The 20,618-nt window shown below is 51.9% G+C and carries 27 protein-coding genes and 1 pseudogene; 7 read left to right on the top strand and 21 right to left on the bottom strand.

Annotated elements, in window-relative coordinates; translation table 11 throughout:
• Window positions 1–91 precede the first annotated feature (91 nt).
• The 8 genes from FG166_RS05860 to FG166_RS05825 form a co-directional block, all read right to left on the bottom strand.
• Entirely contained in the window at window positions 92–931 is an 840-nt protein-coding gene (locus FG166_RS05860; RefSeq protein WP_003683453.1) for a DMT family transporter, read from the bottom strand.
• A gap of 71 nt (window positions 932–1,002) precedes the next feature.
• Entirely contained in the window at window positions 1,003–2,334 is a 1,332-nt protein-coding gene (locus tag FG166_RS05855) for a DUF438 domain-containing protein (protein ID WP_003683454.1), read from the bottom strand.
• On the bottom strand, window positions 2,324–2,557 hold the full coding sequence (locus FG166_RS05850) for a DUF1858 domain-containing protein (RefSeq protein WP_003683456.1): 234 nt from the start codon (window positions 2,555–2,557) through the stop codon (window positions 2,324–2,326). The genes FG166_RS05855 and FG166_RS05850 overlap by 11 nt, the downstream gene beginning before the upstream one ends.
• Window positions 2,558–2,559: 2 nt before the next feature.
• A complete protein-coding gene (locus FG166_RS05845) occupies window positions 2,560–2,877 on the bottom strand; it encodes a metal-sulfur cluster assembly factor (RefSeq protein ID WP_003683457.1) in 318 nt (105 codons plus the stop codon).
• Window positions 2,878–3,133: 256 nt separating this feature from the next.
• Window positions 3,134–4,357 (bottom strand): NAD(P)/FAD-dependent oxidoreductase, encoded by a 1,224-nt coding sequence (locus FG166_RS05840; RefSeq protein WP_003683459.1) that lies wholly within the window; start codon window positions 4,355–4,357, stop codon window positions 3,134–3,136.
• A 266-nt stretch (window positions 4,358–4,623) separates the two neighbouring features.
• The gene (locus FG166_RS05835) at window positions 4,624–5,394 is read right to left on the bottom strand and encodes an ABC transporter ATP-binding protein (RefSeq protein ID WP_003683463.1); all 771 of its coding nucleotides are present in this window, start codon (window positions 5,392–5,394) and stop codon (window positions 4,624–4,626) included.
• A complete protein-coding gene (locus FG166_RS05830; protein WP_003683465.1) occupies window positions 5,391–6,389 on the bottom strand; it encodes a FecCD family ABC transporter permease in 999 nt (332 codons plus the stop codon). The genes FG166_RS05835 and FG166_RS05830 overlap by 4 nt, the downstream gene beginning before the upstream one ends.
• Window positions 6,376–6,801 carry a flavodoxin domain-containing protein gene (locus FG166_RS05825; RefSeq protein ID WP_258409087.1) on the bottom strand — a complete coding sequence of 142 codons (426 nt, stop codon included), beginning with the start codon at window positions 6,799–6,801 and terminating at the stop codon, window positions 6,376–6,378. Before FG166_RS05825 ends, FG166_RS05830 begins: the two co-directional genes overlap by 14 nt.
• 327 nt (window positions 6,802–7,128) lie before the next feature.
• On the opposite strand from FG166_RS05825, the gene FG166_RS05820 reads away from it, so the two are divergent.
• The 7 genes from FG166_RS05820 to ubiE all read left to right on the top strand — a co-directional run bounded on the left by FG166_RS05820 (window position 7,129) and on the right by ubiE (window position 12,045).
• Window positions 7,129–7,530: a molybdenum cofactor biosynthesis protein MoaE gene (locus tag FG166_RS05820; RefSeq protein ID WP_003683472.1), complete on the top strand. Its 402-nt coding sequence runs from the start codon at window positions 7,129–7,131 to the stop codon at window positions 7,528–7,530.
• Window positions 7,530–7,775: a MoaD/ThiS family protein gene (locus FG166_RS05815; protein WP_003683474.1), complete on the top strand. Its 246-nt coding sequence runs from the start codon at window positions 7,530–7,532 to the stop codon at window positions 7,773–7,775. Before FG166_RS05820 ends, FG166_RS05815 begins: the two co-directional genes overlap by 1 nt.
• Window positions 7,776–7,784: 9 nt before the next feature.
• Window positions 7,785–8,783 carry a GTP 3',8-cyclase MoaA gene (moaA, locus tag FG166_RS05810; RefSeq protein ID WP_003683477.1) on the top strand — a complete coding sequence of 333 codons (999 nt, stop codon included), beginning with the start codon at window positions 7,785–7,787 and terminating at the stop codon, window positions 8,781–8,783.
• A gap of 5 nt (window positions 8,784–8,788) precedes the next feature.
• Window positions 8,789–9,985: a nitrate/nitrite transporter gene (locus FG166_RS05805; RefSeq protein ID WP_004563146.1), complete on the top strand. Its 1,197-nt coding sequence runs from the start codon at window positions 8,789–8,791 to the stop codon at window positions 9,983–9,985.
• 14 nt (window positions 9,986–9,999) lie between these two features.
• The gene (locus tag FG166_RS05800) at window positions 10,000–10,338 is read left to right on the top strand and encodes a metal-sulfur cluster assembly factor (RefSeq protein ID WP_003683482.1); all 339 of its coding nucleotides are present in this window, start codon (window positions 10,000–10,002) and stop codon (window positions 10,336–10,338) included.
• A gap of 14 nt (window positions 10,339–10,352) precedes the next feature.
• Complete coding sequence (locus FG166_RS05795) at window positions 10,353–11,240, top strand: helix-turn-helix domain-containing protein (protein ID WP_003683483.1); 888 nt, start codon at window positions 10,353–10,355, stop codon at window positions 11,238–11,240.
• An 88-nt stretch (window positions 11,241–11,328) separates the two neighbouring features.
• Window positions 11,329–12,045: a bifunctional demethylmenaquinone methyltransferase/2-methoxy-6-polyprenyl-1,4-benzoquinol methylase UbiE gene (gene ubiE, locus FG166_RS05790; RefSeq protein WP_003683485.1), complete on the top strand. Its 717-nt coding sequence runs from the start codon at window positions 11,329–11,331 to the stop codon at window positions 12,043–12,045.
• A gap of 218 nt (window positions 12,046–12,263) precedes the next feature.
• On the opposite strand, the gene FG166_RS05785 is transcribed toward ubiE, so the two are convergent.
• From FG166_RS05785 to FG166_RS05730, 13 genes and pseudogenes are all read right to left on the bottom strand, one after another.
• Window positions 12,264–12,497, bottom strand: a complete 234-nt coding sequence (locus FG166_RS05785; protein ID WP_003683487.1) for a hypothetical protein — start codon at window positions 12,495–12,497, stop codon at window positions 12,264–12,266.
• Between the two features lie 100 nt (window positions 12,498–12,597).
• A complete protein-coding gene (locus FG166_RS05780) occupies window positions 12,598–13,515 on the bottom strand; it encodes a hypothetical protein (protein WP_003683489.1) in 918 nt (305 codons plus the stop codon).
• Complete coding sequence (locus FG166_RS05775) at window positions 13,512–14,495, bottom strand: hypothetical protein (protein ID WP_003683490.1); 984 nt, start codon at window positions 14,493–14,495, stop codon at window positions 13,512–13,514. Before FG166_RS05775 ends, FG166_RS05780 begins: the two co-directional genes overlap by 4 nt.
• Before the next feature lie 9 nt (window positions 14,496–14,504).
• Window positions 14,505–14,768: a hypothetical protein gene (locus FG166_RS05770; RefSeq protein WP_003683492.1), complete on the bottom strand. Its 264-nt coding sequence runs from the start codon at window positions 14,766–14,768 to the stop codon at window positions 14,505–14,507.
• A gap of 139 nt (window positions 14,769–14,907) precedes the next feature.
• On the bottom strand, window positions 14,908–15,561 hold the full coding sequence (locus FG166_RS05765; RefSeq protein ID WP_003683494.1) for a LuxR C-terminal-related transcriptional regulator: 654 nt from the start codon (window positions 15,559–15,561) through the stop codon (window positions 14,908–14,910).
• 1 nt (window position 15,562) lies between these two features.
• Window positions 15,563–16,615: a sensor histidine kinase gene (locus tag FG166_RS05760; protein ID WP_035431078.1), complete on the bottom strand. Its 1,053-nt coding sequence runs from the start codon at window positions 16,613–16,615 to the stop codon at window positions 15,563–15,565.
• A gap of 22 nt (window positions 16,616–16,637) precedes the next feature.
• The gene (locus FG166_RS05755) at window positions 16,638–17,072 is read right to left on the bottom strand and encodes a GAF domain-containing protein (RefSeq protein WP_003683497.1); all 435 of its coding nucleotides are present in this window, start codon (window positions 17,070–17,072) and stop codon (window positions 16,638–16,640) included.
• A gap of 66 nt (window positions 17,073–17,138) precedes the next feature.
• Window positions 17,139–17,402, bottom strand: coding sequence for a hypothetical protein (locus FG166_RS05750; RefSeq protein WP_003683499.1), 264 nt, complete (start codon window positions 17,400–17,402; stop codon window positions 17,139–17,141).
• Window positions 17,402–17,947 carry a molybdenum cofactor guanylyltransferase gene (locus tag FG166_RS05745; RefSeq protein WP_003683501.1) on the bottom strand — a complete coding sequence of 182 codons (546 nt, stop codon included), beginning with the start codon at window positions 17,945–17,947 and terminating at the stop codon, window positions 17,402–17,404. The genes FG166_RS05750 and FG166_RS05745 overlap by 1 nt, the downstream gene beginning before the upstream one ends.
• Window positions 17,944–18,441, bottom strand: a complete 498-nt coding sequence (moaC, locus tag FG166_RS09610) for a cyclic pyranopterin monophosphate synthase MoaC (RefSeq protein WP_021349479.1) — start codon at window positions 18,439–18,441, stop codon at window positions 17,944–17,946. Before moaC ends, FG166_RS05745 begins: the two co-directional genes overlap by 4 nt.
• Before the next feature lie 204 nt (window positions 18,442–18,645).
• Window positions 18,646–18,930: pseudogene (gene mobB / locus FG166_RS09605) on the bottom strand (molybdopterin-guanine dinucleotide biosynthesis protein B); the annotation flags it as partial.
• Window positions 18,909–20,123 carry a molybdopterin molybdotransferase MoeA gene (locus FG166_RS05735; RefSeq protein WP_003683507.1) on the bottom strand — a complete coding sequence of 405 codons (1,215 nt, stop codon included), beginning with the start codon at window positions 20,121–20,123 and terminating at the stop codon, window positions 18,909–18,911. The gene FG166_RS05735 and the pseudogene mobB, both read right to left, overlap by 22 nt.
• A complete protein-coding gene (locus FG166_RS05730) occupies window positions 20,113–20,610 on the bottom strand; it encodes a MogA/MoaB family molybdenum cofactor biosynthesis protein (protein ID WP_003683508.1) in 498 nt (165 codons plus the stop codon). Before FG166_RS05730 ends, FG166_RS05735 begins: the two co-directional genes overlap by 11 nt.
• Window positions 20,611–20,618: the final 8 nt, after the last annotated feature.

The following is a 20,618-nucleotide window of genomic DNA, read 5'->3' as shown; positions in this document are numbered from 1 at the left end:
CGAAGTTTTCTTCGGGACAAAGTTGCGCTTGATTTGACAATTCGTCATGCAAAAAGCCCCGTCACCAAGAAGGCAGCGGGGAAAGTAAGGTTTATTCATTTACCTGGGCTTGTTTGACGGTCACGATCGTGGTGGCCAAAATCAAGAGCAGCGCTCCGCAGATAATCTGGGCGTTGATGGTGATGGGGAAGAAGAAGTAGGAATACACAATCACGATCAGCGGCCCCAGGGCCCGGACAATGTTCGCCTTACCGGCTGTGATGTACTTAAGGCTAGTGTAAAAGAGTAACAGCGACAAGAAACCGTTGAAAAAGGCGCCCCCAAAGTTAAAGGCAACCCCGGTTAGTGGGACGCTAGTGTAGGTGTGGGGGATCAAAAAGCCCGCCACCAACAAGAGCAGGGCCGAGACCAAGTGGTTGAAAAAGAGGACGTCGGCTGGGTGGTCATCTTGAACCAGGTACTTAGCAATCACGTTGTTGGCCGCGTACATGAACGGGTAGATAAAGGCGCAGAGGATACCGAGCCAGGAATCAAATTGCGCCCGCCCAGAGGAAACCAAGATTGAGCCGGCAATGCAGGCGGCGATGGCGACGTAATCCCAGCCCCGGATCCGTTCCTTTAAGAAGACCCCGCCTAATAAGAAGATGTAAACTAGGTAAATGCGGGCGATCAGGGTGACCGTCACCGGACTGAGCATTGACAGGGCAATATATTGCAAGAGGACCCCGATCGCGTTAGTGGCCCCTAAAATGATAACCATTTTGTCCTTTACGATCGAGACCTTTTTGTAGGTCACCATGATCAAAATCAGGTTGAAGGTGGCCGCAAAGGTGGAGGTCAAGACCCCACCCACCACGGCGTTGAGGCTGACCAGTGAAAACTTATTGAGGATCGGTGAAATCGAAGAAAAAAGGAGTGAAATCAGGTTCAACTCCACTCCCAAGTAGGTTCGCCGGCGGCTAGTGACAGAATTAATAGTAAATCCCTCCCAATGGTAATTAATTACAGGCGCCGTTCCCCGGTTAAGGAACGAACGTGGTTGAGGTCTTGGCTGACCTCTAGGCAACCGAGGTATTGCCCTTGATCATCGTGTAAGGCGTAATATTCGATGTGGATGAAACGCTCGCCGTGCAGGTTGATCCAAAACTCGGCGTGGTCCTCCTTACCGGAGTGAAAATCGGCGAGGATCTTTTCTACCTTATCAACGCTCTTTGGCGGGTGACAGTTGACCACCGCCCGGCCGAGGACGGAATTGGTCCGCGGGAAGATCCGGTTGGCGTTGTCGGAAAACCAGCGGACGTGATCGGTGTGGTCAACGAAGGTGAGGTCGACCGGCAAGGTTTTAAAGATCGCCACCAACTGCTTTAAGTTGAGGCTACCGCTACCAAGGTCAAAAAAGTGGTCATCGTCGCTGCTAGCTGGTTGGGACAACTTTTCGTGTTGAGTAGGGGCGTCCTTAACGGCGGCAACCTGGTCGTCTTGGTCGGCCAGGTTCAGGGCCATTTTGTTCAATTCGGCAGCAATCGTCGAATTAACCGGCTTGTTGGCCGCTTCTTCTAGTTCCGCTTCGGTCGGTTTCCACGGTAGCGGTGGAGAGATCAGGGTGTAGCCAATCTCTTCTTCGTCGTCTCTGACCATCTTCCAGTCGGTCGGGGTGGCGACCTCGTCTAGCATCGGCAACATGATGTCTTCTTCCTTGAAGATCATCTCCATGACCTCTTTAGCGGCCTTTTCAATCGCCGCTTCGATTTCGTACTTGTCCGGTAGCGGCTCGGTGGTCACCAACTGGTAGGCGTGGTCGATCCAACCGCGGATGTTATCATCGACTCCCCACATGACCTTTGGCGGGGCGGTGATGCAATACTTATCCATCAGGGGAAAGATCGTATTTTCCTTGCGGGCGTAGTGCTTATCAATTGTTTTAAGGTCGGCGAGCGCTTGTTGCATCCGCTTTAAATAGGCCGGGTTGTCACCGTCTTGTTGCCACTTCTTTTCGACCGGCAGTAACTCGTCGTTGATTAAAGAGGTCAAGATCTTGTTTTCCAGCTTGAGGGTGTTAACGGGGTGACCGGGCTTTTGGAAGGCCGGGGTCTCGGCGTTATTGGTGATCGAACCTTTGAAAACGGCGGCGTGGACGTTACAAAGGTTTTGGATCTCCATTGGGTTAAGGCCGTTAGCAATTAGTTGGCGTTCGGCCGAAGTAATTTCGGAGACGTCGACGCTCCCAAACTGGGCGTCAAACATTTCCTTTGCTTGATCAAAGTCACCACCCTCATGGAGGAAGGTGAGAATTTCAACGATCGCTTTTTGGCGTTCGACGGAACTAGTTGTCATGATTGATCACCTCAAAACCGTGGTCACGAAAGGTCGCCACTACCTTGTCCTTGTCGATCCCCATCGCTCGGCAGCCCTTATTTAAGTTCACCAGGCGACCAACCGATTCGAGCATTCCGGGGATTTTGATCTTGGTAAAGCCCAGTTCGACCATCAACGGGACAAAATCATCGTACTGATCGGCCAGCTGTTTGATGGGCAGGTTAAAATCGATTACTTTCATCCTTAGATCCCTCCGATCCCCAGGGCAATCTTGGCGTAGCGAGACATCTTATCCATCGTCCAAACTGGGTACCAGACTAGGTTAACCGTGACCTGGTTAACCCCTTCGACGGCACCGGCGTGTTCTTTAATGTCGCGGTCCAAGACGTCGGAAAGGGGACAGCCGGGGGTGGTCAGGGTCATGTTGATCTGGCAGTTGCCCGCGTCATCAACGTCGACGTCATAGATCAGGCCGAGGTTGACGATGTCGATCCCCAGTTCCGGGTCAATGACGTCCTCTAAGGCGTCGAGAACCTGACTGGTTAATGCTTCTTTTTCCATGAATCCATCCTCCACAAGTTAGTTAACTATATTCTAGCACTAATATTCCATTTTTATATATTAGGGAAAATCCCTAATCTGGGAGCCAAAGGGAGTGGTAAATAAGCGCCCCAGCAGCCCGCCTGACTAGATAGGGCGGCGGTCACTAACCGTAGTTGGATACTGGTGCTTTAGTTAGAGCTAATGGTCATAAATAAAAGGGGTTAGGAGAAAACACGGTTTTCTCCTAACCCCTTGGTTAATTAAAAAGTTGTTTCTAGTGGTACAGGTCAAAACGCCCGTTACGAAGGACTTGACCAACGCCCCCTACCCGGTAAAGGGATTCGTTGGCAATCATCTTCTTGAGGGCAGAAGCTACGTAACCACGGTATTCGTGACCCATTGCTTCCCCAAAGGCCCGGGTGTTCCCAACGGAAGCAACCGTCCCTAAGGACTTGTATACGAATGGTTTGGCCAGTTGGCTGCCGTTCTTGATCCGGTTAGCGAGGTCTTCAGCCACGTACTTACCCATTCCCAGCGCAATTTGGGCCGTGGTTGGGTATGGGCGTCCGCCTTCTGGTGGCATCACGGCGGCGACGTCACCGATGATGTAAGCATCGTCGTATCCTTCAACGGTTAAGTGGTCAGTTGGAATGGAACGACCACGCCGCGCCTTCAAGGCTTCATCGGCTTGGACGATTGGGCTACCGGAAACCCCAGTCGTCCAGATGATTGTCTTCCCGGTCGTGGTACCAGTGGTTTCTTCTTCGTCCTTACCCATCGTGTAGGTAATCTTGTCCGGTTCTACCTTTTGGATCCGGGCGCCAGTGACCAGTTCCACCCCGAGTCCCTTAACAACGTTAACCCCGTAGTTAGCCAACTTCTCGGAGAACATTGGTAACAAGCGGGTGGAAGCTTCCACCACTTCGATCTTAATTTGGGATGGGTTAACCCCAGCACGGTCGGCATATTCCTTACGCCCGTCGGCGAGGACACCGGCCAATTCAATCCCGGTAAAGCCGGCCCCACAAACAATCAGCTTGAGGTAGTCTGGATCCTGGGTCTTCTTGTATTCATCCATCATCTTTAAGATGTGGGTGTGGATGGCTTCGGCTTGTTCGAGGTTGGCCATCGGCAGGGCGTATTCTTCGGCCCCTTCCACCCCAAAGGTTTCAGAAACAAAGCCCAGGGCAATTACCAAGTAGTCGTAACTTAAAGCGTCGTGGTTCTTTAAGCTAACCGTCTTATCGTCCAAGTCAAAACCGGTTACTTCATCTTGGATGAAGGTGGTCACTGCTGGCTTGATGATGTCGGCTACCGGGTAGCTGATCTTGCTTGGTGGCAAGGTCCCAGCTGCAACTTCGTGAAGTGCAGTTGCTTCGTAGTGGTAGTTGTTCTTATCAACGAGGGTGATTTCTACCTGTCCGTTGGCGCGCTTTTGTAATTCGTGAACGACCTTCAGACCTGCGTAGCCGGCCCCTAAAACAACAACTTTCTTCATTATGATTCCTCCCGTCTCTGTGCGTTAAGGGTGCCCTTTGCAGCACCCCTCAAAGAGTTGGTTTAGTCTACGATCGTGGTTGACCCAAATCGGAAGGCAAGCGATCACTGGCCTAGCCATCGTTGGCGACTAACGGTGGTCGGTGGGTGAAGTCCCGTTTTACATAGGGGGATTTTCACATGATCACCAATTCTTCCAAATGGAAAACCGCTTTCTAGTACCAATTATATCAGGAAAAGTCGGTCTTTTTAAGCAAAACTGACTTATTAGCACATTTCACAAATTGATCGTCCCAATTCTGGGACATAAACCACCTTAACTGGGCAATGATAGAGTTTTTCTAGACGATCGCTGCTAATTATCTCCTGACAATGTCCAGCAAGGAATCCCCCCCCTGGGAAGAGGAGGCCGACCTGGTCATTTAAGAGTAGTGCTTGGTTGGGAATGTGAGTTGTTAAAATTATTGCAACGCCCCTTTTTGCGAGTTGTTGAACAATCTTTAAAACTTGGCGTTGGCGTCCTAAGTCCAACGCCGCCATTGGTTCATCGAGGATCAAAAGTTCCGGTTCCTGAACCAGGGCCCGGGCAATCGCCACTAGTTGCATCTGCCCCCCGGACAGGGTGGGTAAGCGGCGGTGGAGCAGCTGTTTAATACCCAGGTCTTCTAAGACGTCAATGGCGAGTTGTTCATCCTTACCGTTAGGAACCTGACCGAGCCCGAGGTAAGGGGCCCGGGCGGTGGTTAAGTAATCAATCACGGTTAGGTGGGACCCTGATCGGTAGTCCTGGGGAACTAGGGCCATGTGTTGAGCCAGGTCCTTGGGGGTCCAAGAGTCGAGCGGCCGGTCATTAATGTTGATTTGCCCGTTTGCTTCCTTGAGTTGGTTGGTTAGGCAGGAGAGCAAAGTTGACTTACCGACCCCATTTGGACCGAGAATGGTCATAATTTGCCCCGGTTCTAAGTCAAAGCTGACCTGATCGAAAATCGTTCGGTCCCCGTAGGCAAAGTGGAGCTGGTTGACGTTTAAGAGGGTCATTGAATTAGGTCCTTTCTGTGAGCGAGGATGTAGATGAAGACGGGGGTGCCAATGAAACCGGTCAGGATCGAAAGCGGAATTTCCCCGGCCGACATGGTCCGGGCTAGGGTATCAATGACTAGCAGGAAGGCGGCACCGAAGATCGCGGCAAGCGGCAGGGCGAAACGAGCGTTATCCCCAATCAGGCGCCGGGCAATGTGGGGAACCACTAGGCCAATCCAACCAATGGTTCCGGCTAAACAGACCGCCCCGGCCGTCAGCAAGGTGGCCGCCAAGATGATTACTAACCGTTCGCGTTCAATGTTAATTCCCTGCGAGGCGGCCGTTTGACCACCCAAAGACATGATGGTGAGGTGCCAACGGAAGAAAATTAGGATGATAAAACCAATGATCATCATTGGTAAAGCGGCCAGCAGGCTCGGAATGTCTAATTTAGCGATGCTCCCCAACTGCCAGTAAACAATGCTTTGCAATTGGGAGTCTGGATCGGCTAAGTACTTTAACAGACCAAGGGCGGCTTGCATAAACCCGGAGATAATGATCCCGGAGAGGACCAAAATGAGGGTGCCTCCTTGGCCAACTAAGCGGGGAATTAAGACGGTGATTGAAACGGCCAGAATTCCACCAATTAGGGCAAACCCTTGCACCACCCAGAGGTTGCTGTTTAAGAGGATTGCTAGGGCGGCACCAACCGCTGCCCCGTTGGAAACTCCTAATAGGTCGGGGGAAACCAAGGGGTTATTGAAGAGGTTTTGAAAGGCGATCCCAGAGCTGGCTAGGGCCGCCCCGATCACCATCGCCCCGAGAACTCGGGGAAGCCGGATATCATATAAAATATTGGCGTATAAGGCGTTATGTTTGGGGTCGATTAAACCCGCCCAAGTTTGGCCAAGGCTTAGTTGCATTCGCCCGATTGACAGGGCGATTAAGGCGAGTGGCACGAGTAGCAACAGGGCCACAATTAAGGTTAAATAGGTTGACTTACGGTTTATCAAGAAGGGTCTCCTTTATTTGTGCGAGGGGCTTTTTAAGTGTGTCCTTGGCAAGGTCATCGAGTTCATAATCAATGATCATGGGGGCAGCCAGTTGGTTACCTCCGGCCGCCCTTAGAACCTGGTCGGCGTGAAGGATGGCGGCGCCAAAGTCATCGCCGTAACATTGATCACCAATTCCCACGACCCAAAATGGTTGACCGTTTAAAGGGCTACTAGTGAGGTCGGTTAAAAAGAGGTCACCGTCGTCCGTTAGTTCACCCGCACCATACGTAGCGGGGCAAAAAAAGAGTGGACCGGTGGGGAGCTCAGCAACGGCAGCGTCGGCGGTCATGACTGCAAGCGGCCACGAAGCTACCTGTTCTTGCAGGTAGTCGGCTAGTTCCAAGTTATGACCGGAAATGGTGGCGTAGATGATTGATAACGTGGGCGATTCCCCCTTCTGGTTTGATTTAAATCAAGTATAGCATTGAGCAAAAAAAACAATTATTAGGGAATAACCTTAAAGACAAAATCGGAATATTGAATTTATCATGTAAGTAACAGGTGGGACAGCCCAATGACCGCTGACACGGTCAATAAGGGTCACCCAATCTCTAACTAAAATTGGAATAATTATTAAACAGGACCGAAAACAGTAACGGGGGAACCGTCTGCAAGCCCGGTTTATTAGGGATTTGACTAATTCTAAACCCTTAAACAAATTGTAATAATAAAAACTGATAAGGTAAGGTGATAGCGAATGTATTATCTCAGGATTTCAGACGAACCCCTTAACGTTGCGGAACTCTACGCTAAATTGGTTGACCCCAAATACGGGGGCATCGACATGTTTGTCGGGACCATTCGCCAATGGACCGGAGAGATCGAAACGGAACGGATCGTTTACTCAGCCTACCACCCAATGGCTGAGCGACAGTTAGAAAAACTTGCTGAACCAATTGAACAACAGGGCGCCCGGGTGGTGATTGCCCACCGAACCGGCGAACTTCAGTTAACCGAAGAAGCCGTCTTTGTCGGTGTGGCAGCCGCTCACCGGGGCGACGCCTTTAAGTGGTGCCAATACCTAATTGATACCCTTAAGCAGGAAGTCCCAATTTGGAAGCAAGAATTCGACACTGATAAAGTGAGGTGGGGAGAATAATGAAGGTAACTGTCAAACTGTTCGCCTTTTTGGGGGAGCGTCTTGGTCCTGCGGTAGAGATTGATGTACCTAAATCAGTCACGCAAGCCGCATTAAAAGATGCCGTACTAGAGCTAGATCCAGCCTTAGAAGCCACTTTGGCTAATAGCCGGGTGGCCGTTGATCAAGAATTCATCAACGAGGATGTTTTACAACTTAGTGAAGCAAGTGAAGTTGCATTGATTCCGCCGGTCAGTGGCGGTTAGGAGGAGACCATGAAAAAGTTATATGACCAATATGAACGTTTGCACGACTACGTGCGGATTTCCATTACCGACCGTTGCAACCTGCGTTGTGTCTACTGCATGCCAAAAGAGGGGCTCCCCTTTTTTCCCACCGACCGGGTTTTATCCCAGGATGAAATCGTTCAGTTAATTACTAATTTTGCCCAGTTGGGTGTTCATAAGGTGCGGATTACCGGGGGCGAACCCCTCTTACGGACGGACGTGGTTGACATCGTGCGGCGCATTAAGGAAATTGACGGGATCGAAGACGTTTCCATCACCACGAACGGCCTATTCTTAGCAAAGAAGGCCAAGGCCTTAAAGGAAGCGGGGCTTGACCGGTTAAACATTTCCTTGGATACCTTCAAACCGGAGGTCTATAAGGAAATTACCCGGGGAGGAAACATTAACCAGGTTTTAGACGGGATTGCGACCGCTTCGGCACTACACTTTAAAAAGATTAAGCTTAACATTGTCTTAATTCGCGGCCAAAACGATGATGAGCTGCTTGACTTCATTAACTACACTAAGGACCACGATGTCAACGTCCGCTTTATCGAATTTATGCCAATTGGTAATTCCTTAGAGGACTGGAAGCAAGAATACGTTGCCCTGGATAGTGTTTTTGACCTGTGTAAGCAAGCGGGGCTGGATTACCACCCGATTGACTTAGCGGGCAACGGACCATCGGACAACTACCAAGTTGAGGGTTATACGGGAAGCTTTGGCTTAATTCACCCTATTTCTTCCAAATTTTGCGAGAATTGTAACCGATTGCGAATCACCGCCGATGGCTACATTAAGGCATGCCTCTACTGGAATGAAGAGATCAACGTTCGTAAACTGATCTACGATTTTGATGCCTTCAAGGCCGGCGTACAGCGGGCACTTGATAACAAGCCGCTCAACCACGAGATGGCCATGAAGACCACCGATCGGATCATTGATAAGGCGCCAACTTGGCGTCACATGAGTCAAATTGGAGGATAATGATAATGGAAACTACACAACAGGACGTGGCTCACGGGAGCCGTCTGAACGCTTATACTGCGTTAATTTTAGCCACCCTGGCCATGATCGTCTGCTTTATGTCCTGGTCAAACTTTGCCCCCTTAGCCGCCCAGGTTGGGACCATGTTCCACCTGAGTGTGGCTTCCAGAACCTTGCTGTTGGCGACGCCGGTGCTGTTAGGGTCGATCGCCCGGATTCCGGTGGGGATCTTATCGGATAAGTATGGTGGTAAGAAGGTTTACATCATCTTGATGATCTTCATCTTAATCCCGCTGTTCATGATTCCGCGGGTGCACTCCTTTGGGATGCTCCTTTTTGCGGCCCTCTTAGTCGGGATGGCCGGAACTTCCTTTGCCGTGGGGGTTTCCTACGCCTCAGTTTGGTTCCCCAAGGAACAACAGGGGCTAGCACTGGGGATCGTTTCGATGGGGAACATGGGGAACGCCGTGGCGGCCCTGACCCTGCCGTACATTTCCAAGTCCCACGGCTTTACCGCCGTTTACAATTTTTTGATGATCCTGACCGTTGTGATCGGGGTGATCTTCGCCATCTTCTGTAAGGAAATGCCAACTAACCCGAACAAGACGATGGGTGAGGCCCTGTCAGTGGCTAAGGAAAGTTCCACTTGGTATCTATCCTTGTTCTACTTCCTCACCTTCGGGCTCTTCGTGGCCTTTACTAACCTGACGCCGCTCTTTTTAACCGGGATGTTTAATTACTCTCAGGTGACGGCCGGCCTTTACGCCGCCCTCTTTGCCGGGGTCTGCACCATTATTCGTCCGGTCGGTGGTTTCATGGCCGACAAGATGCGGCCGATGATGCTTTTGCAATGGGTCTTTGTGGCCATTATTGCCTTTGCAATCCTAATTATGGTAAGCTTTAAGTCACAACCACTCTTTATCGCCGGGATTGTCCTAGTTGGGCTCGCCGCTGGGGTTGGTAACGGGGTTGTCTTTAAGATGGTTCCGTACGTTTCCCAGGGTAACACCGGGGCCGTAACGGGCTTCGTTGGTGCAATGGGGGGCCTTGGTGGTTTCTTCCCACCACTGGTCATCGGTTGGATCAAGGAATGGACGGGCTCTTACGAACTCGGGATCGGCTTGTTAGTCTTGACCGGTGTAATTTGTCTGTTCGCATTATGGCACCACTTCATTCGCGGTGATGCACGTATCGTTAAGTAATCTGGAGGGATCATATGTCTGCTGATCAAAATGAGGGCGCCCCATTTTCACCGATCGAAAACAAGGTGATGGCCGCCTTAGAAAACGTAATTGACCCGGAACTCGGGATTGATCTGGTCAACCTAGGGTTAATTTATGACGTTCAAGTCTACGAAGAGGGTAAGTGTCTGATTACGATGACCCTGACGACGATGGGCTGCCCGCTCGGCGACCTGTTAAACAGCGAAATTAACAAGGCCGTTAAGTCAGTGGACGGGATTACTGAATGTGACATTAACCTGGTTTGGGAGCCGGCTTGGGACATGTCCAAGATGAGTCGGTTTGCTAAGATTGCTTTGGGGATTCACGGCTAGAAAGGAGGGCCACCATGGACGTAGAATTATTTATCAAACGGCGTAAACAGCTTGGTTATTCCCAGGTGGCCCTTAGTAAGGGGATCTGTACCCAGTCGACTTTGAGTAAGTTCGAAAAGGACAGCCAGGTACCGTCGCTAGCGATCTTAACCCGGTTATGTAATCGGCTGGGGCTAACGATCGATGACCTGACCAGAAAAGACGCCTCTTCTGCCCGCTACATCCGCGACACTTTGGACCAAGTGGAGGAGGGGTTAATGATCGAGAACTTCCCTCAGGTGTCAGCGGGGCTTAACAAGCTTAAGATTGATCAGATCATGGCTAACAAAGAAAAGATGCGTTACTTCTACTTGGAGGGCTTTAACTACGTTTTAACTAACCAGGAGAGTAGCGAGATCCTATTCTCCTTCACCCAGATTCTCGATGAACTGGACGAACGACACCAAACGATTTATTCGTACTTGGCTTACCTCGGGTTGGGGATTTACTACACCCGTCACGACTCAATGGAACGGGCCAGCTTCTTCTTCACTAAGGTCACCAACTACTTGAAGACCCTAGTGAACCAAATGGAAGATACTGGCCCCCACGAAGATGACTTACGGGTACTGGCGATTACCTACTACCTAGCTGAATATCAAGCCCTGATTGGTAAGCTCAAGGAAAGTAACCACTTGATTCACCAAGGGGTTAGCATCTGCGCACGTAAGCACGTTACGTACTTCTTGCCACGGCTAAAGGTGTTAGAGACTCAAAACGCCCTAGACCAAGGGGGCGACCCCAAAGAGATAGCGAACCTCTTGAATGATGCACTGGCCTTTGCCCGCCTGAACCGGAACAACGTGGTTCAGGTTCAAGTGGCTGCCCTAAAGAAAAACTACCGTAAAGTGTTAGCCAACTAACCAAACAAAGATAGTAAGAGGCTGGGAAAAACAAGATTTTTCCCAGCCTCATTAGCGTATGATGTGATTTACACGGAAAGGATTTACTATGCCACTCACTAATCAGCACCCTGAAGAAGAGGTCAATCAATTATTCTCCCGGGTGGCCGGGAAGTATGATTTAATGAATAACGTTATCAGCTTGGGAACCCAGCGGGCCTGGCGCAAGGTCTTTTTCACCCAGCTTGACGTTGCTGGTGGGGCCGATTGTCTTGACCTGTGCTGTGGAACCGGAGATCTGACGATCGAATTAGCTAAGCGGGCCGGTCGGACGGGGCGCGTAATCGGCCTAGATTTTAATCAAGCGATGTTGGACCTGGCGGAAAAGAAGGTGCGCGACCTGGACCTCCAAAAAGACATTGAACTGGTTCAGGCCGACGCCATGCACCTCCCCTTTGCCGATAATTCCTTTGATGTGGTCACGATCGGCTTTGGCCTTCGCAACGTTCCAGACGCCAATCAGGTATTGGCCGAGGTTACTCGGGTGCTCAAACCGGGTGGCGTCTTTGGCTGTTTGGAAATGTCACAACCCAATAACCCGCTCGTCCGGGTCGGTTGGAAGGGCTACTTCAAGCTGTTCCCACTGATGGCCAAGGCCTTTGGGGGCAACTACCGAGACTACCGTTACCTTCAGCAGACTTCCCGGGCCTTTGTTTCGGCTGAGAAGCTCAAACAAATGATGGAAGAAGCAGGAATGAGTTCTGTCACGGTCACTAAACTCAACTTCGGGGCCGGTGCTATTCACATTGGTCAAAAGAAGCGTTAACTGAGCGGGGAAGAACCTTCTTGACGGGTCGTACGACTAAGCTAGGACGAACGGTTGGTGCGATCCGCACCGTTCTTCGGCCTGCTTAGCCACTAGACTTGCGGTGATTCCCGCGTTTTTGCTCTAACATTTGGAAATATAGGAAGAGCCTGGGAGAAAACACGGTTTTCTCTCAGGCTCTTTGTCGTTTAAAATGATTGCCCGTTAAAAGGGTACTTTTAGTGGGCGTAAACCGGGTGGTAATAAACCGGGACTCCGTCACCATTGACTTGGTGGAGGATCAAAAATTCTTCGAGGGTGTGCTCTTTCATCCAGGAGCGGATGTCTTTTTCGGAAGCGGCGAAGGCCTGCTGGGCACAGTAATCACAAAGGCACCCTAGCTTAATGAGGAAGCCAAAGCGAAACTTTGAGTGGGGGCAGCGGTGGTGACAAAGTGCGCAACAGTGATTCATGGTTAAGACCTCCCGTCAAAAAGTTAGCATTATCACTAAGTTCATTATAACGAGTTTTTACCGCAAAATCAGCATATTTTTATTCCAAATCCCCAATTATCTAATATTCCGATTTTATATCATTGGTCACTTGGGTAATGAACTGACTGAGCCCATCCTTAGCCGGACCCACTGGTAAGACTTGGACGTCGAGCTGGGTTTGGCTGAGTAATTCGCCGGCCATCTCCAGGGCGGGACCACGTCCGTTGTCAATCGTTAGCTGAGCGGCCCGGGCGAAGTCTGCTTCGCTGGGCCGGTGGGGTTGGGCGAAGAACTGATCGAGCCACGTGGCTTCCCTTTCCCGGGTGAACAAGAGGGCTAGCGGGTAGGTCCCGGTCACGATCCGCTCTGTGAAGTAAGTAGGGGTAGTCAACTGATCACACTCATCAATGATGTGGGCGGCCACCGCTAAGGACTGACCAATTTGCCCCGCTAAGCCGATGACCTCTGCTGATTTAGTAACGCTGGTCATGGCGTGGCGGGCAGTTAAGGAAGCTAGTAGCCCAGTCCGCGCCTTCAGATCGGCTAGGTAGTTGGCAACCTTGAAGTGGGCGTTGTAGTTGTACTGTAACCGTTGAAGTTGGGCGATTGCTAGGTCCCCGGCGTCGACTTCAAACTCACTTAGCAGGGCGGCGGGGGTATTAATCAAACGCAATCCCGCTAGGTAGCGATTCATCAGGTAGGGGAAGAGGTAGGTCCGCGCCTTTTGCTGGGCCAAGTCACCGGGGGTGGTTTGGCTTGGGTTAAAGGAGGCGGGATTCATACTCATCCCGAGGGCCAAAAATTCGGGTAAGCAAGCGGCTTGGACCTGGTCCATTGTCAGCTCCCGACCGGTTGTTAAAAGGGCGAAGAGGTGCAGGCGCAAGTCGCGGTCGGTGGCGTCGACACTTGGGTCGAGCAACTCTTTAATCAGCGGCGGTAGTTGGCCAACTAGGGTTCCCAACCCCTCGGTTAGCTCTTCGTGGTGCGGAAATTTCATTTGGTGCCCCCGTTAAACTTGTCCACCTCGGCGGCCAGTTGTTCGGCGACCGGGATGTAAACGTCGGTGAAGTACTTTTCAAAATCGGTGGTTGCATCAACGGCGCTGAGCTCTTTTTGGGCCCGTTCGAAGGCGTCGTTGCGCATGTTGGAAATGAGGGTCGCCTTTTGGTGGCGTAGGTGCTTAGCCAACTTGGCGTTTTCCTGGCCGTAGTGAGTCAAGAAGTAGTAAAGGACCTCGTAAAAGGTGTTATCGAGAACCCAAAAGAAGGTGGAACGGCGGATGTTGTCGTTCATGACTTCTTGGAAGGTATTTTCGCCAACTAACTCCTTTTTAACGAAACCGGCCGCCGAGAAGATCACTGCTTGGACCTCGTGCATGTCGGCCATAAAGCGGGCAAAGTGATCGAGTTCTTCGTCTTTGAGTTCAAAACCAAGCGCCTTTTGTCGTTCACTGGCACTCATCTGGGTAAAGTTAGCTTGGTACTCCCGGTAAACGTCGGCAAAGTCGGCGACCAGGTCCGCTTCAATGGCGTTTAGCAGGGCTTGGTTATCCCGCAAGTAATCGTTAACGGCCGCCCAGATCTTTGGGAAGGCGGTGTTAAAGTCGGCGAAGAGCTCTTGGGTAGTGGTGACGACCGTTTGCTTAACCTCTTCGTCTTTAACGTGGGGGATGTATTTGACCACCAGGGGGATTTCGTCACCGGCCTGAAAGAGCCCCTTAGCCCGGCGTTGTTCTTGTTCGTAATTCTTGAGTTCTTCTAGGTCCAACAACCCCAGGGGCATGACGTTGATTTCGCTGTTGGTCGACATCACTTGCAAGCAAAAGGGCGAGTCCTCGTGTTGGTTCATGGTAAAGGACTTGAGCCCCTCAAAGAGTTTGGCGCGGTTGTCTAAGGCGTCATCGGGGTCGGCGTAAAAGGCCGAGGTGTAAATCGATGAGTTGGTGTACTTACGGTTGAGCTGTTCTTGGGCGTCCATGGGTTCCTCCTATTGGTCCAGTTGGTTGAGTTCCGCCAGCTTATCGACCCCGGCGGCCGTTAAGGTGGCCTCGGTTAGGTCGAGGGTGGCTAGGGATTGGCTTTCACTTTCGTCTAAAGTGGCGTGGGTGACGTAGCCCTCCTCAACGGCGTACTTAGCGGTTAAAAAGAGGTTGGACTGGGGGTTGAGTTGGCGCCGTGATGAGAAACGGTGACGGGTAATGTCACTTAAGATTCCCCGCAGTTCATCATCTCTTGATAAATTAGTGGCCATAATAAATTCCTCCCGAATAAGGTTCTTTATGCTAATTTTAGGCAGTAGTTAGTCCAAAAACCATTGGGGGCTTGCCTAAAAAACGGAAAATTAAAAGGGACGGGGAGAAAACCTACTTTCTCCTAGCCCCTTGACTAGCCTAGATATCAATTAGGTGGTGGTGAATGGCGTAGCGAACTAGGTCAGCTCGGTTTTCGAGCTTAAGCTTACGGACGATATTGGCCTTGTGGGCCTCAACGGTCTTGGTGGAAATGAAGAGCTTAGCGGCAATCTCTTTATTGGTGTAGCCCAGCGCCACTAACGGGAAGACCTCTCGTTCACGTTTGGAAAGGGAATTATAACCGGTCAAATTGACGTCAACACCATCGAAATTAATTTGGGAAAGGTCCTTTTTGGTCAGGGTGATGTTTTCATCAATGTAGTTTTCCCCGTTAGAGACCTGGGTTAGGGCGCGCAAGATTTCGGAATCCGGCGAGCTCTTTAAAACGTATGACATGGCGCCGTTATGAATGGCCTTGTTAATGTACTCTTGTTCCTCGTGCATCGAGAGGATGATCATCCGGACCAGGGGGTAGTGTTCGTGAATCCGTTGGGCGGTGATCAGGCCGCTTTCACCCGGTGGCATGGAGAGGTCCATGATCAAGATGTCGATGTCGCCTTGTTCAACCCGCATGTAGGTGTCAGTCCCGTTAGCGGTTTGGCCAACCACTTGGAAAGTTGGTTGCTTATCGATTAGGTAGGCGATACCAGAGCGCACGATGGCGTGGTCATCAGCGATTAATACATTGTACATACTACGATTCCCCGTTTACTTGGTGGTTGATTTCAATGACCGGGAACTTGACGGTCACCGTTGTCCCCTGGCCGGGTGCCGAGTCAATCATAAAGGACCCGTTTAAAGCCTTGACCCGTTCGCTCATGTTCATTAGGCCCAGGGAGTGACCGTTAAAGCCACGGTGGGCTTGAAAATCAAAGCCACAGCCGTTATCAATCACTTCCAAGCTGATATAGTGGGCGTGGGCGACGAGCATGACCGTAATTTCGGTTGGGTTAGCGTGCTTGAGGGCGTTATTGATCGCCTCTTGAGTGATCCGGTAGAGGACGCTTTGGACGTCGGTAGTCAGGCCACTGGTGTCAGCCTTGCCGATTACGTCGATGATGACCCCCGAGTTCTCGGTCAAGCGCTTGGCTAAGGCGCGGATAGCCGCTACCAAGCCAAAGGAGTCCAGAACGGACGGCCGGATGTCTAGGGCCATTTCTTTAACTTCACGTAGGGTGTCGTCAAGTTGGGTCTCGATCATGGTGCTAACCTGTTGGCGTTCGGGTTCATCAAGTTGCTCGCTTTTTAAACGACGCACCCCCATAATCGCCGAATAGACCCCCTGGGCAATGCTGTCGTGGAGGTCCTGGGAAATTCGTTTACGCTCATCTTCATAGGCCCGGTTGACGTATTGGTTTAACATCCGCTGTTGAGCGACTTGGGTCGCCCGGTCGAGGGTTGCCCGGCTCTTTAATTCCAGAGCGTAGACCTGGTCCGTGGGGGAGAGAACCCGGTAAACCATGGTGTAGCGCAACGGATTAGTGTGATCCGGTGGTAGGTCAACGGGCACGGTCAATTCGGGGAGCTGGTTCATAATTTCACAATCATAGCACCCGTCCGCCTTTGACTGTTGCTGAGCAATAGCGGTGTGGGCGAGTTCTTGTAAGTAGTCGAGGTCCAGGTCAAAGGCGTCGATCAAGTCTTGGCCGGCCTGGTTAGCGACTACCAGTTGATCGGCCTGGAAAATGAAGGTTGCGTCCGATGATAAGTCAAAAAAGGTTTGGATCCAGTTTGCTGTTTCTAACAAAAAAGTCGCCTCCATCCTTGGGTTAGGCCAGGGATTGAGACAACTTGTCGGCATCGGCCTCACAAACCCGGTGGTGGCCGCTACGGTACCCCGCGAGTAGGACCCCACTAACCGTGTGCAACGGCCCGTCATTAATCGGGACCGCCACGACGGCTTGAAGGTTTTCAGCTCGGGCAATGGGGGAATAGAGGCGGTCGCTCAGATCAAGGGCTAAAATATCGTTGTGCCAAAAGGGGGCGCCAGTTCGTAATACGAGGCCGGCAATCCCAATCCCGCGTCGCAAAACAATTCGCCGGAACCGTTCGTTTTGGTTGCCCGCCACAAATAGCCACCGGGTGAGGTGGGGACTAACGGGAGCTTGTAGCGCTACGCCAACAAAGTCATAGTTACTTTGTTGGTACAAGCGGTTAACTAACTCCTGGTATGTTTGCAGTGGTTGCGGTTGTCCTGCGGTCATAATCTTTCCTCCATATTATACCCTGAGGTTTAGAATATGCAAATATTCCAAAAAGAATAATGTTATTTATTTCATTCCCCGGTAGTATTGATCTAGGTCAATTTTAAAGTTGGGATCAACGAAGTCCCGGTAGTGGTGATAGTCGGCCTGGATGGCTTGAATTTGGTTATCCAGGTCCTCTAGTTCGGCGTCCTTTTCTAGGGACCGCATTTCCTGGTTCACTTCTTGTTCCCGGTTTTCTAACAAGGTCCGCCGAATGGTTAAGTCGGCTAAGACTAGGGCAATCAGCTTTTGGAAATCGGCAGGCGCCATTTCTTGCATAGTTTTCATTATACGGAACTCCTTTGGTTATAGTTAGTAAATTCTTTGGGATCGGCATTAATTACCAGTGGTTGACAGTGTAACGCCCCTTTTAAGAAGTCTTGCAAGCGCCGCTGACCGCCAGATAACCAAGCTTGTACCGTTTCTTGATCGGTTTGAAAGTGGGCCAAGGTGTAGTGGTTCTTGCCGGCTACTTGTAAATAGCGCATTGGTTGCCCAGCTAACACCCGCATTGATTGGGTGGTCAGGTTTGGGTAGTCGCAAGGGGAGAGCAAAAGCTCCTTGGCCCCGCTTTGGCAGGCGGCCAGGATCCCGGCCACTGGTCCTTCACCAAGAAACGGTTCCGGGTCCAAAATTACGGTGGCCCGGTCACCCACCAAGGCTTGGATCTGCCTCTGGTTGGCGGGGTTGGCCACCACGATTACTTGTTCACACAGGGGCAAAAGTCGTTTGACGGCGCTCACCACGTTGGCGGGGTGACCGGGCAAGGCGTAGGTCGCCTTGTCAACCCCGAAGCGACGCGATTGACCACCGGCTAAGACCAGGCCGATCATGCTTGGCTCTCCGGGGCTTCCCCAAATTGGAAGTGCCCCGACTTACCGCCGTCTTTTTCGACCAGGTGAACGTTGTCGATGACCATCCCGCGGTCGATCGCCTTACACATGTCGTAGATCGTCAAGAGGGTGGTCTGAACGGCCAAGAGGGCCTCAATTTCGACTCCGGTAACATGCTTGGTTTTGACGGTAGCCGTGGCCGTAATCGTGTCTTGGTTGTTGTCTGTAAAGTGGATATCGACTCCGGTTAAGGGGATCAGGTGACACATCGGGATTAGATTGCTGGTTTGCTTAGCGGCCATGATCCCGGCCACTTGGGACACGGCGAGTACGTCCCCTTTTTTCATCGTCCCGGCGTGAATCCGGTCGAGGGTGGCGGGTTGCATCCGAATCGTGCCGGTGGCCGTGGCGGTGCGGGCGGTCACTTGTTTAGCGGTGACGTCGACCATCTTGGCCCGGTTTTGGTCGTTGAAGTGGGTTAATGGATCAGACATCTGAGTTTCCTCTTTTTGGTAATGGGTAATGACGTAGTTAAAGAGCCAGTCGGTGATGGTTGGGGCCCCAATTAAATCGGCGTCGGCTTGTTGAGCTAAGGCGCCAAAGGCTAAGGCGTTAAAACCCGCCCAATCGCTTCGGCTTTCCCCCGGCGCCAGTAAAATCAACCTGGGGTAATGCGCCGCTTTATGGCCTTCAATTACCACTACGTCGGCCGTTTGCTGGAACTGGTCCACGAGGTCGGCGAGTGGCTGGGGAGTGCGGGAGCGTTGAAAACTCCCTTGGCGTGACTGGAAGACCACCTGGTTGGCCCCGGCTTGGTAAAGGCGATCGCTGTCGGTGCCGGGTTGGTCAATGTTGCCGTCGTGGGCGTCGTGCTTGATGGCTGCAACGGATAAACCGGCCCTGGTCAGACGCTTAATTAAGCCGGCGGTGACCAAGGTCTTACCGGTCTTTTTGTGGCCGACTACTTGAATGGTAAGAGCCATGTTTCAACCTCACTGTGTAAAGCGATTGGTTCCGTTGAGTGCGGGATCGTGCAGAAGCAAGTGGTGGTTTGCAGGTTGGCCAAGGATCCGGAGCGGTCAGTTCCGTTCGGGTAGATGTAGTAGGTGCCGTCTTTTTGTTCGTAGGTCGAACGCAGGATCCGGTCAAAGCCGTTGGTCTTGGTGTAAGGGGCGTTTAAGATCCCAGTAACCTTTTTGACCCGGCTGTCCATTCCTTGGTAGCGGCGAATCAGCGGCTCCATGTAGAGGTAAAAGCCGGTGAAGCAAGCGCCCGGGTTGCCGGAGAGGGCCATCACCAGGGTGCCGTCTTGAACGAAGGCGGTCGTGACGCTACCGGGGCGTTGCTTGACCTTGTTAAAGAGCATTTCATCGGCATTGCGAGCGGCGTCGCCAATGAAGTCGTAGTCACCGACCGAGACCCCGCCGTCGGTGATCACGATTTCGTGGCTAGCGATCGCTTCTTCAAGGGCCACTTGAATTTGGTCATCGTCGTCGGGTAATTGAACCTCTTCGTCAACGACCCCACCGGTTTCTTCGACCAGGCGCTTGAGCATTGGCCCGTTGGAGTTGTAAATCTTTCCCTTTTCAATCGGGGCGTTGGGGGCCAGCAGTTCAGTCCCGGTGGCGATGATGGCGATCCGTGGCTGCTTGTAGACGGTCACCGTTTGGATACCAAAGGCGGTGAGGACGGCAATTCCACCCGGGTTAATTTCTTGGGGAGCCGCCATTACTTCTTGGCCCTTCGCAAAGTCGGTCCCCACTTCGGTGATGTTGCTGTGCTTTTCGGTCGCCATCATGGTAACTTGGTCGTCACCCTTATCACGGGTCTTTTCGATCATAATCACCTTGCTGGCTTCGTCGGGAACGCAGGCCCCGGTCATGATCCGGACAGTTTGGCCCGGTTGAAGTTGCTTGTCAAAGACGGCCCCGGCGGGCACTTCGGCCACCACCTCAAAGTCGCGCGGAAAGTCGTGGTCGTCTTCCGCTAAGATGGCGTACCCATCGACCCCCGAGCGACGGAAGTGGGGGTAGTCATAGGCCGCTTGGGCCGGCTTAGCCAGGATCCGGTGGTTAGCCTCGGTGACCGGAATTTCTTCGGTGGTTAATTTCAGGGGGACGGCGGCTATCTTGGCTTGGGCTTGGGCAATGGAAATGGGGGTTCGTCTAGTGAGCATGGTGGTGAAGATCCCTTCTTTGGTTGCTGCGTTCAAAAATTAAGTGCTGGAGTTCGGGCAAAATCAGCTGATCGAGGGCCGTTTGGCAGGCATTTTTGGAGCCCGGTAGGCAGTAAGTCAACTGGTTGTACAGGTTGAAACCGGCGATGGCGTGGGAGGCCAGGGCCCGGGTGCCAATCTCTTTGAAGGAAAGCGCCCGGAAGGCCTCGCCAAAGCCCGGAATTTGCTGGGTTAAGAGTGGGGTGATGGCGGGGATGGTAACGTCGCGTTGGGCAACCCCGGTTCCGCCGTTGATGATTAACAGGTCGGCGCCCATCAATTCTTGGCTTAAGTAGGCTGCTTGGATTTGAACTTGGTCATCGACAACGATCCGGTGGTCAATAACCGTAACGTCATTTTCTAGCAAGCGGGCCTTGATTAAGGCGCCGCTCCCGTCTTCTGCCAGGTGCCGGCTGTCAGAGACGGTTAAAATGGTGGCTGTTAACATGGTACTAC

Origin of the sequence: Limosilactobacillus fermentum (assembly GCF_013394085.1) — a bacterium.
Taxonomy (GTDB): Bacteria; Bacillota; Bacilli; order Lactobacillales; family Lactobacillaceae; genus Limosilactobacillus; species Limosilactobacillus fermentum.
Note: the sequence above shows the minus strand (reverse complement) of the source record. Positions and strands in the feature narration are given on the sequence as shown.

Bases quoted from the DNA above. Each gene is read 5' to 3' on its own strand.
- FG166_RS05855 (WP_003683454.1), bottom strand. From the start codon at position 2,334: ATGACAACTAGTTCCGTCGAACGCCAAAAAGCGATCGTTGAAATTCTC.
- FG166_RS05850 (WP_003683456.1), bottom strand. From the start codon at position 2,557: ATGAAAGTAATCGATTTTAACCTGCCCATCAAACAGCTGGCCGATCAG.
- FG166_RS05845 (WP_003683457.1), bottom strand. From the start codon at position 2,877: ATGGAAAAAGAAGCATTAACCAGTCAGGTTCTCGACGCCTTAGAGGAC.
- FG166_RS05840 (WP_003683459.1), bottom strand. From the start codon at position 4,357: ATGAAGAAAGTTGTTGTTTTAGGGGCCGGCTACGCAGGTCTGAAGGTC.
- FG166_RS05835 (WP_003683463.1), bottom strand. From the start codon at position 5,394: ATGACCCTCTTAAACGTCAACCAGCTCCACTTTGCCTACGGGGACCGA.
- FG166_RS05820 (WP_003683472.1), top strand. From the start codon at position 7,129: ATGTATTATCTCAGGATTTCAGACGAACCCCTTAACGTTGCGGAACTC.
- FG166_RS05815 (WP_003683474.1), top strand. From the start codon at position 7,530: ATGAAGGTAACTGTCAAACTGTTCGCCTTTTTGGGGGAGCGTCTTGGT.
- moaA (WP_003683477.1), top strand. From the start codon at position 7,785: ATGAAAAAGTTATATGACCAATATGAACGTTTGCACGACTACGTGCGG.
- FG166_RS05805 (WP_004563146.1), top strand. From the start codon at position 8,789: ATGGAAACTACACAACAGGACGTGGCTCACGGGAGCCGTCTGAACGCT.
- FG166_RS05800 (WP_003683482.1), top strand. From the start codon at position 10,000: ATGTCTGCTGATCAAAATGAGGGCGCCCCATTTTCACCGATCGAAAAC.
- FG166_RS05795 (WP_003683483.1), top strand. From the start codon at position 10,353: ATGGACGTAGAATTATTTATCAAACGGCGTAAACAGCTTGGTTATTCC.
- ubiE (WP_003683485.1), top strand. From the start codon at position 11,329: ATGCCACTCACTAATCAGCACCCTGAAGAAGAGGTCAATCAATTATTC.
- FG166_RS05785 (WP_003683487.1), bottom strand. From the start codon at position 12,497: ATGAATCACTGTTGCGCACTTTGTCACCACCGCTGCCCCCACTCAAAG.
- FG166_RS05780 (WP_003683489.1), bottom strand. From the start codon at position 13,515: ATGAAATTTCCGCACCACGAAGAGCTAACCGAGGGGTTGGGAACCCTA.
- FG166_RS05775 (WP_003683490.1), bottom strand. From the start codon at position 14,495: ATGGACGCCCAAGAACAGCTCAACCGTAAGTACACCAACTCATCGATT.
- FG166_RS05770 (WP_003683492.1), bottom strand. From the start codon at position 14,768: ATGGCCACTAATTTATCAAGAGATGATGAACTGCGGGGAATCTTAAGT.
- FG166_RS05765 (WP_003683494.1), bottom strand. From the start codon at position 15,561: ATGTACAATGTATTAATCGCTGATGACCACGCCATCGTGCGCTCTGGT.
- FG166_RS05755 (WP_003683497.1), bottom strand. From the start codon at position 17,072: ATGACCGCAGGACAACCGCAACCACTGCAAACATACCAGGAGTTAGTT.
- FG166_RS05750 (WP_003683499.1), bottom strand. From the start codon at position 17,402: ATGAAAACTATGCAAGAAATGGCGCCTGCCGATTTCCAAAAGCTGATT.
- FG166_RS05745 (WP_003683501.1), bottom strand. From the start codon at position 17,947: ATGATCGGCCTGGTCTTAGCCGGTGGTCAATCGCGTCGCTTCGGGGTT.
- moaC (WP_021349479.1), bottom strand. From the start codon at position 18,441: ATGTCTGATCCATTAACCCACTTCAACGACCAAAACCGGGCCAAGATG.
- FG166_RS05735 (WP_003683507.1), bottom strand. From the start codon at position 20,123: ATGCTCACTAGACGAACCCCCATTTCCATTGCCCAAGCCCAAGCCAAG.
- FG166_RS05730 (WP_003683508.1), bottom strand. From the start codon at position 20,610: ATGTTAACAGCCACCATTTTAACCGTCTCTGACAGCCGGCACCTGGCA.